Source organism: Micrococcaceae bacterium Sec5.8 (assembly GCA_039636775.1).
Taxonomy (GTDB): Bacteria; Actinomycetota; Actinomycetes; order Actinomycetales; family Micrococcaceae; genus Arthrobacter.
In genome coordinates, this window is the sequence record CP143429.1 from 931,879 (window position 1) to 947,263 (window position 15,385).

Sequence of the window (15,385 nt, forward strand, 5' to 3'; positions counted from 1 at the left end):
GGAGACGCCCGAGCAATGGCAAAGATTATCTATACCCACACCGACGAAGCGCCGATGCTGGCAACCTATTCGTTCTTGCCGATTGTTGAAGCCTTCGCTTCGACGGCCGGTGTGGAGGTGGAGACCCGCGACATTTCGCTGGCCGGCCGCATCATCGCCACCTTTGGCGACTACCTCACCGAAGAGCAGCGAGTCAGCGACGCCTTGGCGGAACTTGGCGGCCTCGTCAAAAAGCCCGAAGCCAACGTCATCAAGCTGCCCAATATCAGCGCCTCGACGCCGCAGCTGAAGTCCGCCGTCGCGGAGCTCCAGGGCCAAGGCTACGCCCTGCCGGATTACCCGGACAATCCCTCCTCGGACGAGGAGACGGACATCCGCTCCCGCTACGACAAGATCAAGGGTTCCGCCGTCAACCCCGTGCTGCGCGAAGGCAACTCCGACCGCCGCGCTCCGCTCTCGGTCAAGGCCTACGCCCGGCAGAACCCGCACAGCATGGGCGCCTGGACCGCCGAGTCCAAGACCAACGTCGCCACGATGGATGCCGATGATTTCCGGTCCAACGAAAAGTCCGTGGTCATTGAGGCAGCCGGAACCATTAAAATCCAGCTGCTCAAGGAAGACGGCACGGTCAAGGTCCTCAAGCGGGCGTTCCCCGTCCTCGCCGGCGAGGTCATCGACGGTACCGTGATGCGTGCTGCCGCCCTGGATGCGTTCCTCGCGGCCCAGGTGGCCCGCGCTAAAAATGAGGGAGTGCTGTTCTCTGCACACCTGAAGGCGACCATGATGAAGGTCTCAGACCCGATCATCTTCGGCCACGTCGTCAAGGCTTACTTCGCCGAGCTCTTCGACACCTACGGCGCCCAGATCGCTGCCGCCGGCCTGAGCCCGAACAACGGCCTGGCCTCCATCCTCAACGGCCTCGAGGACCTTCCCGAAGAGATCCGCGCCGACGTCGGGGCGGCCATCCAGAAGGGCCTCAATGAGGGCCCCGAGCTGGCCATGGTCGATTCGGACAAGGGCATCACCAACTTGCACGTCCCGTCGGACGTCATCGTGGACGCCTCCATGCCGGCCATGATCCGCAGCTCCGGCCACATGTGGGGCCGCGACGGCCAGGAGGCCGATACGCTCGCCGTTCTTCCGGACAGCAGCTACGCCGGCATCTACCAGGTGGTTGTTGACGATTGCCGCGCTCACGGCGCCTTCGATCCCACCACCATGGGAACCGTGCCGAACGTGGGCCTGATGGCCCAGGCGGCTGAGGAGTACGGCAGCCACGACAAGACTTTTGAAATCCAGTCTGCCGGCACCGTCCAGGTCATCGACGACGCCGGTTCCGTGCTGATCGAGCACCAGGTAGCCCCGGGCGATATCTGGCGCGCCTGCCAGACCAAGGATGTGCCGATCCGCGACTGGGTCAAGCTGGCCGTGACCCGCGCCCGCGCTTCCGCCATGCCGGCCGTGTTCTGGCTGGACAAATCCCGGGCCCACGACGCCCGGATGATCGCCAAGGTCGAGGAATACCTCAAGGGCTACGACACCGAGGGCCTGCAGATCGCCATCATGTCCCCGGACGAGGCCACGGCCTACACCCTCGAACGCATCCGCAAGGGCGAGGACACCATCTCGGTGACGGGCAACGTGCTGCGCGACTACCTGACGGACCTGTTCCCGATCCTGGAACTGGGCACGAGCGCCAAAATGCTCTCCGTGGTTCCGCTGATCAACGGCGGCGGTCTGTTTGAAACCGGCGCCGGCGGCTCTGCGCCGAAGCACGTCCAGCAGTTGCTCAAGGAAAACCACCTCCGCTGGGACAGCCTGGGTGAGTTCCTGGCCCTCGCGGTCAGCTTCGAGCACCTGGCCACCTCCACGGGTAACGCCCGGGCCCAGATCCTGGCTGACACCCTGGACCGCGCCACCGCCACCTTCCTGCTGGAGGACAAGTCCCCAAAGCGCAAGGCCGGCGAACTGGACAACCGCGGGAGCCACTTCTACCTCGCCAAATTCTGGGCCCAGGAACTCTCACGCCAGAATGACGACGCCGAGCTGGCGGCGGCCTTCGCGGCTGTTTCCGGCGCCCTGGATTCCGGCGAGGAGACAATCATCAGCGAACTCCTTGCGGTCCAGGGCTCCCCGGTGGATCTCGGCGGCTACTATCACCCGGACGTGGCGAAAATCGAGGCCGCTATGCGGCCCTCGGCGAAGTTCAGCGACGTGCTGTCCATGCTTGGCTAACAGACTGGGCGGCGTCCCTGCCGACGACAAAGCTTGCCAAAGGGTGCACCGGATCTTCCCGGTGCGCCCTTTGGCGTTTCCGTGGCCACCTTGCTCCGGACGGCTGTTGCCTGCGCGGGCCCGGTCGCCTAGGGTACTAAGCAAGCTTAGTTTCGGTTGCGGGGCCGGAGGAGTTCCGTCGCCGGGGCGAAGGTCGCCAACCCGGAGGAGACGTCCCATGCCAGCAGAGCCCACCATCCATATCCCCGGCGCGCCGTCCGTGGAACCGCCTGCGGTGGAGGAACCCACCACGCCGCGGGAACCGCTTCCCCCCAAGCCTGACCAGCAGGGACCAGAGGCGGTCTCGCCGACCGGCAGCCCCACCGGCGCGCCGGTGAACTCCCGGGCGCAGTCCGGCGCGTACCTCACTACCGCCCAGGGGCTCCGGCTGTCCGACACGGACCATTCGCTGAAGGCCGGCCGGCGCGGCCCGGTACTGCTCCAGGACCACCACCTGCGCGAGAAGATCACGCACTTCGACCACGAGCGCATTCCCGAGCGTGTGGTCCACGCCCGCGGCGCCGGAGCGCACGGTGTGTTCCGCTCCTACGGGACCGCGGCGTATGTCACCCGGGCCGGTTTCCTGGCCAAGGATGTTGAGACTCCGGTGTTCGTCCGTTTCTCCACGGTGCTGGGTTCCCGCGGCTCGGCGGATACTGTTCGTGACACCCGCGGTTTCGCCACCAAGTTCTATACCGACGAAGGCACGTTCGACCTCGTCGGTAACAACATCCCGGTGTTCTTCATCCAGGACGGCATCAAGTTCCCGGATATCGTCCATGCCGCCAAACCCCACCCGGACCGCGAAATCCCGCAGGCCCAGAGCGCCCATGACACGTTTTGGGATTTTGTTTCGCTGCACACCGAGGCGCAGGCCCACACTCTGTGGAACATGTCCGACCGGGCCCTGCCGCGCTCCTACCGCACCATGGAGGGTTTCGGTGTCCACACCTTCCGACTGGCCAATGCCGAGGGCAAGACCAGCCTGGTGAAATTCCACTGGAAACCGAAGCAGGGTGTCCACTCGCTGCTCTGGGAGGAAGCCCAGCTCATCAACGGCATGGACCCGGACTTCCACCGGCGGGACCTGGCGGACGCCATCGAAGCCGGCGCGTTCCCGGAATGGGAACTGGGTCTGCAGGTCTTCCCCGACACGGAAGAGGAGTTTTTCGAGGGCATCGACCTGCTGGACCCGACGAAGTTCGTTCCGGAGGAGCTGGCACCCGTGCAGCCGATCGGCGTGATGACCCTGAACGCGAACCCGGTGAACTACTTCGCCGAGACCGAACAGGTGGCCTTCCACCCGGGCCATCTGGTGCCCGGCATTGACGTGACCAACGACCCGCTGCTGCAGGTCCGGTTGTTCTCTTACATCGACACCCAGATCAGCCGGCTTGGCGGTCCCAACTTCAGCCAGCTCCCCATCAACCGTCCGCACGCCCCCGTCAACGACATGCTGCGGGAGGGTATGCACCAGACAGCCGTGCACGGGGGAGTGGCGCCGTACCACCCGAATTCGCTCGACGGCGGTTGCCCGTTCCTCGCCGGCGCCGACCTCGGCGCTTTGATCGAAGTTCCCGAACACATCGCCGAAGCGGTCAAGGAACGGAAGTCACCGGCATCCTTCGAGGACCACTACAGCCAGGCGCGGTTGTTCTTCCGCAGCCTGACACCAGTGGAACAGGACCATGTCATCCAGGCTTACACGTTCGAACTGGGCAAGTGCTACGAGGAAACCGTCCGCCAGCGCCAATTGCTGGCCTTGGCGAACATCGACCCGGCACTGTGCGCCGCCGTCGCCGCCGGGCTCGGCATGCCGGCTCCGGAAGCCACCGAGCAGGTGGAGGACGCAGCCCCCAGCCCGGCCGTCTCGCAGATCGGCGGTTCGTGGCCGGTGACCGGCCGCGTGGTGGGGATCATCGCCGACGAGGACAGCGACCTGGACTCCGTCCGGGCCGCCCGGACTACCTTGGACGCTGCCGGAATTGTCCCGCTCGTCATTGCGCCGTCCGGCGGTTTCCTGGGCGGCCCCGACGGCGGCATCCCGGTCCAGCGGACCTACCTGACGGCCCGCTCCATTGAGTTCGACGCCGTCCTGGTGGCCGCCTCGGGGGCGCCGGCCAGGGACGCCGCGCAGGGCCGGGATGCCAAGGCCGGTGAGCCGGGCGCGTCCCTGGATCCTCGGATCGTGCTGATGCTGTCGGAGGCGTTCCGGCACGCCAAGGCAATCGGCGGCTGGGGGCAGGCCGCTGCCTGTCTTGATGGGGCAGCCATCCCGCGGGGCGCTGCTGGCATTGTTCTGGGCGATGTCGCTGACGACGTCGTGGCCCAGCTCACCGGCCTGCTCGCCGAGCACCGGGCCTGGGATCGGTTCCCGGCTGCCGGGGCCTAGCAAAACGGGGGCTCTTAGGAAGTAGGGCCGCCACGGTAGAGGGACACGGATAGAGACACACGGATAGAGACACACAAGGGAGGAGCCCGCCGGGCTTCTCCCTTGTGTGTCCACTGGGATTGCTGCGGAGCGCCGTGGCTCCGGCGCTAGCAGTTGTTCTCAGCCGTTGCCCTTGGGTTTGCCCTTGGCCTTGCCGGTGTTGCTGTTCTTGCCACCGTTGTCGTGGCCGCCGTTGTCGTTGCGGGCGGGGGGCGCAGGGGTGATGGCCGGCGGGGGAGCCGGCGCTGCAGCGGCTGCAGCGGCCGCAGCGGCTGCCTGGGCGGCTGCCGCCGCGGCATCGGCCTGCGCCGCCGCCTCCTGCTCGGCAGCAATCCGGGCCGCCTCAGCGGCCGCGACGCGGGCAGCTTCGGCGGCCTGCTGGGCGGTGAGGTCTGCCCGGACGGCATCGACGGATGCCCTGATGCTCTGGTGGCGTTGAAAGGACACCTGGCCGCGGGCGGCAGCTCCGTCGAGTTGCAGCACCAGGTCATCGAGCTGTTGCAAGGATGCTCCGGCATCGTTGGCCGCGGCGGCCTCGGTCACGGCAAGCACCCGGGATTGCAGCTGCCGTGCGGCGTCGCGGTCCAGTTCCGGAGCTGCGGTGCAGCCCGCGAGCATACCGGCGGTCATGACGGCGCCGAGGAGCAGGCGGCCGAGGTGGTGCAGGGCGGGGCGCGTGCGGCCAGGGTTCATGGTTCCACGCTCTTTTGCAGCTCGTGGAGGTGTTGGCCCAGGTCCCCGGTCACGTCCGGATAGGAAATCCGCTCGGCCGGTGCGGGCGTTGCAAGGGCCACGGCGGCAGTTCCGGTGCCGGCAATGACAGCCAACAGCGCGAGGGTCAGCAGGACCCGGGTGCGACGGCGGGCGGCCCGAAATCGCGACGAGGTCCGCGCTCCCAGCGACCCGCGGCCTTTCGGCGGGACGGTGACGGCATCCGGGTCCAGCCTGTGCGCGCCCGGCTGAGCGGGCAGAACGCGCGTGCGGTCCTCTGTGAGGAGCCCCGACTGGAGGGTCGGCGAGACCAGGGCACGCCGGAGCGCGAGGTCGACGTCCGCGGCGGACGGCCGGTGCTGCGGGTCCAGTGCCGTCATGGCACGGATTAACCCGGCCCATTCGGCGGGCAGGGAATCAGGGATGGCTGGGGCGCGGTGGAGCCTCGCGACGGCGGATTCCACGGCGCTGCCGGGATACTCCACCTCGCCCTTGATGCATTCGAGGAGGACCAGCCCCAGGGAGTAGATGTCAGTTGCCGGTCCGAGGTCGGCGCCCCGGGATTGCTCGGGGCTCAAATACGCAGCCGTTCCCACCATGGTGCCGGTGGCAGTCAGTCGGGTTCCGTCCATGATGCGGGCGATCCCGAAGTCGGTGACTTTCGGCCGTAAGGGCTCGCCGGGACGGACCGGGACGAGCAGGATGTTGGCCGGCTTGATGTCCCGGTGAAGGATGCCGAGGGAATGAACATAGGCCAGGGCGGCGGCGGCGCCGGCGCCAATGACCGCGGTCTCGTTCAATGGCAGCGGGCTATGCCGGATCCGTGCCCGGAGGTCCTGTCCTTTGACCAGTTCCATGGTCAGGAACGGGCGGGGCTCCTCGGGAATCCGGCTGTCCGTACCCGCGTCGAAGAGCGTTACCAGACCCGGATGGTTCAGGGTGGCGAGGAGTGTAATTTCCGCTTCTTGCCGCCGAAGCTCGTCTGCATCAGCAGACTGCGGGGTAAAAAGCTTGAGTGCCACCTCACGGCCAAGCTTCGCGTCCGTGGCGGAATACACGGACGCCATGCCGCCCCGGCCGATTACTTCCCGCAACCGATAGCGGCCGCCCAGGAGCTCTTCCGCCGCGTCGCCAATGGATGAACTGTCCATACGCGTCCCCATCCCTTTCCTGCAGGCACCGCGGCGGCGCCCCCAAGAATGATACCGGGACGGTATCTGCTCCTGTGCGGCGGACGTGGACCGACGGCTGCCGTACAGGTGGATGCGGCCGGACTCCGGTGGCCGTTGGGTCCCCCAGCGGACCCAACGACCGTTTGCTGTGCCGGACTCCGGTGGCCGGTGGGTCCCCCAGCGGACCCAACGACCGTTTGCTGTGCCGGACTCCGGTGGCCGGTGGGTCCCCCAGCGGACCCACCGACGTCGCTCCGGCGCTTCAAGACCATGCGTGGCCGCCGCGCTCTAGGGCGGGCGGGCCGCGGGGTGCAGCCTGGGCTGACGGCACACGGGCTGCCCTGCAGGCCGGGCCGGGGCCAGGCACATTGCCGCGGGTGTTACGGGCACGGACACCCATGCAGCGTCGGTGACGGGTGAAAAAGGGGTGCCGGAATACCGGCAGCGGACGGTCGCGTCCATTGGGGATCTCCTGAATGACTGTTGGCGGGCGCGCAAGGCAGCCCGATCGGCCGTGTTCTGTGGAGGGCAGAGACGGCTAACTAGTCAGGAGAGGAGCCGGGGTCCGCGGCGACGGCCGAGTGAACGTGCTGCAGCGGCCCGCTGATCGGGTCTGTGCCGGCGGTGGGAATGACCAAGTATGGGCTGGGAAGCCAGGCAGCGCCGCTGGCCGGGCCGCCGGAGGAAAGAGCGTTTCCGGATCCCGAGCCGGGGGCCGCCGGAAGGGCATCGGGCGCGGGCAGACCTGTCCCGTTGGGCCAGGGGCTGTGGTGGTCTTTGTCTGGCGACGGCACGGAGCCGCCGGCCAGGGAACCCGCCGGGGGAGTATCGGTGGTCGGTGCTGCAGCGCTATCAACTACGGCCCTGTCCAAGGCAGGAAGATTCAGGGCACTGCCAGGAAGTCCGATGGCGGGCGCCGCGATCGCATCCTGTGGAGCCGCAACAGTGGGGTCGATAACAGGGCAGTCCGGCGGGACATCGGAGACGCCTTCAACGCCAGGGACCGCCGGAGCGGGATCCTGCGAAGGTGGCGCAGCACCAGGCAGCGCCCCGCCGGGCAGTGCAACATCGGCGAGGGACAAGTCCGGGGCAGCCGGTTTCACCGGCAGCACAGCATCCTTCACCGGCGGTGCCGTTGGAAGCGGACCGGCAGGGTCGGTCACGGCAGGGTCGGTCACCGCAGGGTCAGTGACGGCCGGATCGGTGACGGCAGGGTCGGTGACGGCAGGGTCGGTCACAGGCGGGTCAGTCACGGCAGGGTCGGTGACGGCAGGGTCCGTCACGGCAGGGTCGGTCACAGGCGGGTGGACGGGTGTTGGCGCGGGGCGCACCGGATCGGTGCTTGGCGTCGGGGAATGGTTTACTGGACCGGTCGGGGGCCGCGTTGGTTTCGGAGCAGCGACCGGCGGGGTGGGAGTGGGGGCCGGGGAGTTCACGTGCGGATCCGGTGAAGGCGGGGTGGATGGCGCCCGAACGGGGTCCGGGATGGGCGGGGGAGCGGGCGTGGACGGGGGAACGGGAGCGGACGTAGGTGCCGGGCTGGGCGGCAGCGTGGACGGCGCAAGAACGGGTTGCGGGCCGGGCTGGGGAGCCGGAACGGACGTGGGTGCCGGGGCCGGTACGGCTGAGGGCACGGGGACCAGTGCGGGAACTACGGGCTGGGCCGGCAGGACCGCGGGCACCGGCAATGAGGGCACCGGAGCGGGATCCACAGCCGGAACGGGCGCCGGAGCAGAGGTGGGGAGGATTCCCCGGGAATCGGGAGTGGCGGGTGCGGCCACGACCACCACGGGCATAGGCGGCACGGCGGCGCCGGGCGGAGGAGTGCTGTCAGAGGGGACCGCGATGACCACCGCAGCGGTGGCAGTGGGGGTCGGCACGGGAGTGCCGGCGTCGTCCGCGCTGGCGGCGGCGGCAGAGAACGCCAGCCAGGCGAGTCCTGCGGCGCCGCCCAGGATGACCTGCCGGAGGCGGCGCACGCGCCGAGGGACTAATGCTGGGTCCACGTGCACACCCCATTTCCCCGGAAGCTCGCTGGTTGCCTATAGGGTACGGCCGCGCGCGGGGGTGCGTCCAGAGCACATCGGAAAGTGGAAGGGACCGGCGGCCCGGTTCCGCGGCCCGGTTCCGGGGTCACCGGACGTCGTTCGGGTATCCCACCCCGAGCTGGGCGCGCACTCCGTCAAACAGCCTCATGGTGTTCAGCGAGTCCTCCAGCGGCATCACCGGGCTCTCAGTGAGTCCCTGCTGGATGCACCGGGTCACCTCCCGCAGTTCATAGCAGTAGCCGCGCCCGGCGACGTCGAAGGATTCAGTGCGGGGCTCATCGGAGCCTACCTGGATGAGGAGTTCTTTGGGATTGTTGATCGACCCGCTGGTCTGCAGGAACCCGAGGCTGCCGGCGACTGTGGCAGTCCGGGGACCATGCGCCAGCAGCGAGGACGTAAGTTGTGCCTGCGCGCCGTGGTGGTAGCCAAGAGTCAGCGCATTCTGGGCGTCCACGCCGTCGTCGTTAAGCCAGCCCGTGGCGCTGACCGTCTGCGGGAAGCCCAGGGTGCCGAGGGCCCAGAGCAGCGGGTAGACCGTGAGATCCAGCAGGGCGCCGCCGCCATCCTTCGGTGCCCAGAGGCGTGACGAGGGCGAATACGGCGCCGGAAAGCCCAGGTCTGCCGAGACCCACTTGACTTCACCGATTTCGCCGGATGCAGCGATCTCAAAGGCCCGCTGCATGCTGGGCAGGAAGCGGCTCCATACCGCTTCCATCAGGAACAGACCGTTGGCCCGTGCCAGGGACACCAGTTCGGCGGCCTCGCGGGCATTGACGGTAAGTACCTTTTCGCACAGGACGTGCTTTCCTGCGGTCAGGGCCGCCAGCGCGATGTCGTGGTGCTGGGCGTGCGGGGTAGCAACATAGACGACGTCGACGCCATCGTCCTCAAGCAGGCGCTCGAATCCGGCCCTGCCATCCCCGTCGCCGTAGGCACGGGCGAAGCCGAAGTCGGCCGCGAAGGCGTCCGCTGCAGCCTGGGTGCGGGAACTGACGGCGTAAAGCTCCGCGTCGGCCAGGAGCCCCAGGTCCCGGGTCACTGTTGCCGCGATGCCTCCCGTGGCGATCACTCCCCAGCGCAGCCTGGCGCCGGTGGCGGTGCGGGGATCGGGATCAGGCTGGCCGGCCAGCCAGGGCGCAGCAATGTGGGTGGTCATGGAGCCATCCTCTCACCGGAGCGGGAACCGGCGGGGACTTACGCGGCAGATGTTGCTGCGCAGCAAAAAGCCCCGGTTCCGCCGTGAGGCGGAGCCGGGGCTCTCTGGTGTCAGGAGGAATGAACTACTTCGTGAGCGGTCCGAGGACCGGATCGTTGACGTAGGCAGTCTTGACGTTTTCCTTGGTCACAATGACCGGCTCCAGCAGGTACGCCGGAACAACCTTGACCTTGTTGTTGTAGGACTTGTCGTCGTTGACCTCAGGCGTCTTGCCCGCCTGAAGGTCCTTGACCATGGTGATGGCATGCTCGACGAGCTTGCTGGTGTCCTTGTTGATGGTGGAGTACTGCTCGCCAGCCAGAATCGACTTGACGGACTCAACCTCGGAGTCCTGGCCGGTGATAACCGGGAGCGGCTTGCCGGCAGCCTTGACCGAAGTCAGGACTGCGCGGGCCAGGGTGTCGTTCGGGGACAGCACGCCGTCGAGCGTGGCACTGCCGTAGCTGCCGGTCAGCAGGGTGTCGGCGCGACGCTGGGCGTTCTCTGCCTTCCAGCCCTGGGTGACTGCCTGCTCGAAGGACGTCTGGCCGGAGAGGACCTTGAGCGTACCGTCGTCGATCTTCGGCTTCAGGATGCTCATGGCGCCGTCGAAGAAGACCTTCGCATTGGCGTCATCGGGCGAACCGGCGAACAGTTCGATGTTGTACGGGCCTTCGGGCTTCTTGGCTTTCATGCCGTCCAGCAGGGCCTGGCCCTGGAGTTCGCCGACCTTGAAGTTGTCGTAAGCCACGTAGTAGTCAACGTTGGCGGTGTTCAGGAGCAGACGGTCATAGGCGATGATCGTGGCGCCGGAATCCTTGGCCTGCTGCAGCTGGGTACCCAGCTGCGCACCGTCGATGGCACCGACGATGATGACCTTGGCACCCTTGGTGATCATGGCGCTGATCTGGTTCTGCTGTTCCGAAACGCCGCCGTTGGCGAACTGGACGTCTGACTTGAAGCCGGACGTCTTGAGCCCTTCGTTGAACAGCTTTTCGGCCAGGACCCAGTTTTCGGAGGTCTTCTGCGGAAGTGCGACGCCGATCAGGGAGTCTTTCGGGAACGCCTCGCCGCCGGCGGAGGAACCGCCGGTGGCCGCGGTGTCGCTGCGGCCGCAGGCTGTCAGCGCCAGTGCCGCAATAGCAGCGATTGCTGCTGCCTTTCCTGCTTTACCAATCATTCGCATTGCTTGGTTCACTTTCTTTTCGGGGTGCGGGGAATCGTGATGGAACGGATCGGGGAGGGCGTCAGGCGCCCTTGGAGATGACTTCCTTGGTGGAGGTGGTCTCGTCCGGCTTCAGCTCATTGCTGCGGCTGAAGTTCTTGAGCATCAGGCCGATGATCGACTTCTTGCCCTGGGACTTGTTGTAGACGTCGAACGCGACGGCGATCAGAAGCACCAGGCCCTTGATGATCTGGGTGAGGTCGGCGCCGACGCCGAGCAGCTGCAGGCCGTTGTTCAGGACAGCCATCACCAGGCCGCCGACGATCGAGCCGATCACAGTACCCACGCCGCCGGTGACGGCGGCGCCGCCGATGAAGACAGCAGCGATGGCATCCAGTTCCCAGCCGACGCCGTCGAACGGGCCTGAAGCCGTGGACCGGCCGACGAAGATCATGCCGGCGAGGCCGGCGAGGACGGCCATGTTCATCATGACCAGGAAGTTGACCTTCTTGGACTGGACGCCGGAGAGTTCGGCAGCATGGCGGTTTCCGCCGACCGCATAGATGTGGCGGCCGATGACCGTCCGGGACGAGACGAAGCCGTAGATGAGCACCAGGGCGGCGAGGATCAGGCCCGGGATGGGGAAGGAGGTTCCCGGCCGGCCCGTGGCGAACAGGTAGGTGGCGTAGAGGATCGCGCCGCAGATCAGGACGAGTTTGGTGATGCTGACCCAGGCTTCGGGCACCTCGGCGCCCAGCGCCTTGGCGTTGCGGCGGGAGCGGACCTCGCTGAAGATCACGAAGGCGACGCCCAGCAGGCCCAGCAGCACGGTGAGGTTGTTATAGCCGGTGCTCGGGCCCACCTCCGGCAGGTAGCCGGAGCCGATCTTCTGGAAATCTGAGGGTACCGGGATGGTGTTGGACTTGCCGACGTACTGGTTGGCGCCGCGGAAGATCAGCATGCCGGCGAGCGTGACGATGAATGCCGGGATGCCGACGTACGCGACCCAGAACCCTTGCCAGGCGCCGATCAGGACGCCCAGCAGCAGCCCCAGCAGGACACCCAGGTACCAGGGGATGCCCCAGTCCCGGATCATGAGGGCCACGCAGACGCCCACGAAGGCCGCGACCGAACCGACGGAGAGGTCGATATGGCCGGCAATGATGACCAGAACCATGCCGATGGCGAGGATCAGGATGTAGGAGTTGCCGTTGAAGAGGTTGATGACGTTGCCGGGGGTCAGCGTATTCCCGCCGGTGGCCACCTGGAAGAAGACGATCAGTGCCACCAGGGCGAAGATCATGCCGAATTGGCGGGTGTTGCCGCCAAAGAGCTTCTTGAGCGCGTTCATTGTTTCAGTCCTTGTTTCCGGAGTGTTCGGAGTATTCGGGGCGTTTCGGAGCAGGGCCCCGGCTGGTCAGGCCGACTTGCGGGCGGAGGTCATGAGCTTCATCAGGCTCTCCTGGCTCGCTTCGTCCTTGTTCAGCACGCCGGTGATGGCGCCTTCGAAGATGGTGTAAATGCGGTCCGAGAGGCCCAGCAGCTCGGGCAGCTCCGAGGAGATCACGATGACGCCCTTTCCCTGGTTGGCCAGCTGCTGGATGATGCCGTAAATCTCGTACTTGGCGCCGACGTCGATCCCGCGGGTGGGTTCGTCCAGGATCAGCAGCTCGGGGTCGGTGAACATCCACTTCGCCAGTACCACTTTTTGCTGGTTGCCGCCGGAGAGTTTGGCGACGCCTTCTTCCACCGAGGGGGCCTTGGTCCGCAGCGATTTGCGGTACTGCTCGGCGACGGTAAAGACCTTGTTGGCGTCAATGACGTTGTGCCTGCTGACGTCGCGCAGGTTAGCCGAGACCGTGGTGGCCTTGATGTCATCGAGCAGGTTCAGTCCCAGGGACTTGCGGTCCTCGGTAACGTATCCCAGGCCGGCGTCAATGGCCTGCTTGACGTTTTTGAGCTCTATCTCCTTGCCGTTCAGGTATATCCCGCCGGAGAGGAACCGACCGTAGGAGCGGCCAAAGACCGAGCGGGCCAGCTCGGTCCGTCCCGCGCCCATCAGCCCGGCGAAACCGACGATCTCCCCGCGCCGGACGAAGAAGTTCGAGTTCTTGCAGACCAGGCGGTCCTGGATCTGGGGGTGCCCCACGTTCCAGTTCTTGACCTCGAAGAAGACCTCGCCGATCTTCGGTTCATGGTCGGGGAAGCGGGATTCCAGGGTGCGGCCCACCATGCCCTTGATGATGCGGTCCTCGTCGACGCCGTCGGCCTTGACGTCCAGCGTCTCGATCGATTTGCCGTCGCGGATGATGGTGATGGAGTCCGCGATCTGTTCGATCTCATTGAGCTTGTGCGAAATGATGATGGAGGTGATGCCGCGGCCCTTCAGGCCGAGCATCAGGTCCAGCAAGTGCTGGGAATCGGATTCGTTCAGGGCGGCCGTGGGCTCGTCGAGGATGAGCAGTTTCACCGACTTGTTCAGGGCCTTGGCGATTTCAACAAGTTGCTGCTTGCCGACGCCGATTTCCTTGATCGGGGTTTCGGGTTCTTCCCGCAGCCCCACCCGGGCCAGCAGTTCGGTGGTCCGGGTCCGGACCTCGGCCCAATTGATCACGCCGCGCTTGGTGGGCTCATTGCCCAGGAAGATGTTCTCCATGATGGAAAGTTCAGGGATGAGCGCGAGTTCCTGGTGGATGATCACGATGCCGGCGTGCTCGCTGGCCCGGATGTCCTTGAACTGCTGGACTTCGCTCTGATAGACGATGTCGCCGGTGTAGGTGCCGAACGGGTAAACCCCGGAGAGCACCTTCATGAGCGTTGATTTGCCGGCGCCGTTTTCGCCGCAGATCGCGTGGATCTCGCCGGCTTTCACCCGCAGATTCACCTCGGCCAATGCTTTAACGCCGGGGAACTCTTTGGTGATGGAGCGCATCTCGAGAATTACCGGATCGCTGTGCGTGTTGAGGGACGTCATCTGCCCTTACGCCTCCAATGCATGACTTCGTTGTCCGCCCCTGCAAACCGCAGGGCCGTCTGATGGAAAAGTAAACTGGATCACAGGCCTTGTCGTCAAGTCTTTAACGCAACAGGCCGATAACGAAAAGCTCAGGTCCGCCGAATTCCGGCGTGCTGGAAGACCAGGGAGGCGGCCCCGAGGGCCTCTGCGCGGTCGCCCAGCGACGACATGGTCAACGTTGTGGTCTCGCCGATCACGGGCACTGCGTGCCGGACCAGGCCCCGCCGGATCGGATCCAGCAGCAGCTCCCCGAGGCCCGCCAGCGGTCCGCCCACCACGATCACCTCAGGGTTGATCAGGTTCGCCACATTGCCCAGCGCCCGCCCGGCGGCGAGGCCGGCGTCATCCACCACCCGCAGGGTGGCGGAGTCCCGGGCGAGGGCCTTGCGGACGATGTCCTCGGGGGTGACCGGCTTGTCCTCGCCCCGGGCCAGGAGTTCGATCATGGTGGAGGTGGAGGCGATGGTTTCCAGGCAGCCGCGGTTACCGCAGCGGCAGACCAGCCCGTGCTCGTGGATGGTCGCATGGCCGATCTCGCCCGTGATCCCCACGTTGCCGTAATAGGGCATGCCGTTCAGGATCAGGCCGGCGCCAATGCCGGAGCCGATCTTGAGGAACATCAGGTTGCTGGTGCCGGTGTGGGGCCCCCAGGTGACCTCCGACAGTGCGCCGAGGTTTGCGTCGTTGTCCACGAAAACCGGGAGGTCCAGCGCTTCCTCGAGCCGGTGCAGGATGTTGATCCCCACCCATTCGGGCAGGATGGCCCCCTGTGCCACCGTCCCCGTGCGGCGGTCGATGGGCCCCGGAATGCCGACGCCAGCCCCCACCACCGCACTGCGTTCCACGCCGCTGCCGGCCAGGAGCCGTTCCAGCACTCCGACGGCGGCTGCGATGCCCTCCTCGGCGTGGTGGCCCAGCGGGAGCAGGACCGATTCCTCGGCGATGACGTGGTAGCTCAGGGAGGCCAGAACCACGCGGAGGTGCCGGCGGCCAAAATCGATGCCGACGGCGACGGCCCCGTTGCTGTTGAGCCGGACGTTCAGGGCGCGCCGGCCGGAGCTGGTGATCGGTTCGGTGGAGGCCAGCCCGGCGTCCTGCATGATCTTGACAATGTTCGAGACCGTTGCCGTGGAGAGGCCGGTCTGCCGTGCGAGTTCCGCCTGCGTCGAGGGACCGGCGAGAAGGCACTCAATGATCCGCTGCTGGTTCAAATGCCGGAGTGCGGATTGTGATCCGGGGTTTTTGGTGCGGCTCCTCGTTGAGCGCGTTGATGAGGGCATGCAAAGAAGAGTGCCCCATTCCCGTCTTGTAGTCAAGAAGTTAACGCATGGACCGGCACGGTGCGCCGGGATCGCGGCGCGGTCCGATCCGGC

10 protein-coding genes are annotated in these 15,385 nt (G+C 66.4%); 2 read left to right on the forward strand and 8 right to left on the reverse strand.

Annotated features, from left to right (window positions below; genetic code table 11):
- The first annotated feature begins 15 nt into the window (after nucleotides 1–15).
- On the forward strand, nucleotides 16–2,235 hold the full coding sequence (locus tag VUN84_04310) for an NADP-dependent isocitrate dehydrogenase (GenBank protein XAS64905.1): 2,220 nt from the start codon (nucleotides 16–18) through the stop codon (nucleotides 2,233–2,235).
- A gap of 217 nt (nucleotides 2,236–2,452) precedes the next feature.
- Nucleotides 2,453–4,666 carry a catalase gene (locus VUN84_04315; protein XAS64906.1) on the forward strand — a complete coding sequence of 738 codons (2,214 nt, stop codon included), beginning with the start codon at nucleotides 2,453–2,455 and terminating at the stop codon, nucleotides 4,664–4,666.
- 159 nt (nucleotides 4,667–4,825) lie between these two features.
- On the opposite strand, the gene VUN84_04320 is transcribed toward VUN84_04315, so the two are convergent.
- From VUN84_04320 to VUN84_04355, 8 genes are all read right to left on the reverse strand, one after another.
- Nucleotides 4,826–5,398, reverse strand: a complete 573-nt coding sequence (locus tag VUN84_04320) for a mucin-associated surface protein (protein XAS64907.1) — start codon at nucleotides 5,396–5,398, stop codon at nucleotides 4,826–4,828.
- Nucleotides 5,395–6,567 carry a serine/threonine-protein kinase gene (locus VUN84_04325; protein XAS64908.1) on the reverse strand — a complete coding sequence of 391 codons (1,173 nt, stop codon included), beginning with the start codon at nucleotides 6,565–6,567 and terminating at the stop codon, nucleotides 5,395–5,397. Before VUN84_04325 ends, VUN84_04320 begins: the two co-directional genes overlap by 4 nt.
- A gap of 563 nt (nucleotides 6,568–7,130) precedes the next feature.
- Nucleotides 7,131–8,567 carry a hypothetical protein gene (locus VUN84_04330; GenBank protein ID XAS64909.1) on the reverse strand — a complete coding sequence of 479 codons (1,437 nt, stop codon included), beginning with the start codon at nucleotides 8,565–8,567 and terminating at the stop codon, nucleotides 7,131–7,133.
- A gap of 154 nt (nucleotides 8,568–8,721) precedes the next feature.
- A complete protein-coding gene (locus VUN84_04335) occupies nucleotides 8,722–9,792 on the reverse strand; it encodes a Gfo/Idh/MocA family oxidoreductase (protein XAS64910.1) in 1,071 nt (356 codons plus the stop codon).
- A 124-nt stretch (nucleotides 9,793–9,916) separates the two neighbouring features.
- A complete protein-coding gene (locus tag VUN84_04340) occupies nucleotides 9,917–11,017 on the reverse strand; it encodes a sugar-binding protein (protein ID XAS64911.1) in 1,101 nt (366 codons plus the stop codon).
- A 61-nt stretch (nucleotides 11,018–11,078) separates the two neighbouring features.
- Nucleotides 11,079–12,347 (reverse strand): multiple monosaccharide ABC transporter permease, encoded by a 1,269-nt coding sequence (gene mmsB, locus VUN84_04345; GenBank protein XAS64912.1) that lies wholly within the window; start codon nucleotides 12,345–12,347, stop codon nucleotides 11,079–11,081.
- Between the two features lie 66 nt (nucleotides 12,348–12,413).
- Nucleotides 12,414–13,970 carry a multiple monosaccharide ABC transporter ATP-binding protein gene (gene mmsA, locus VUN84_04350; GenBank protein ID XAS64913.1) on the reverse strand — a complete coding sequence of 519 codons (1,557 nt, stop codon included), beginning with the start codon at nucleotides 13,968–13,970 and terminating at the stop codon, nucleotides 12,414–12,416.
- A gap of 131 nt (nucleotides 13,971–14,101) precedes the next feature.
- Nucleotides 14,102–15,292, reverse strand: a complete 1,191-nt coding sequence (locus tag VUN84_04355) for an ROK family transcriptional regulator (protein XAS64914.1) — start codon at nucleotides 15,290–15,292, stop codon at nucleotides 14,102–14,104.
- Nucleotides 15,293–15,385: the final 93 nt, after the last annotated feature.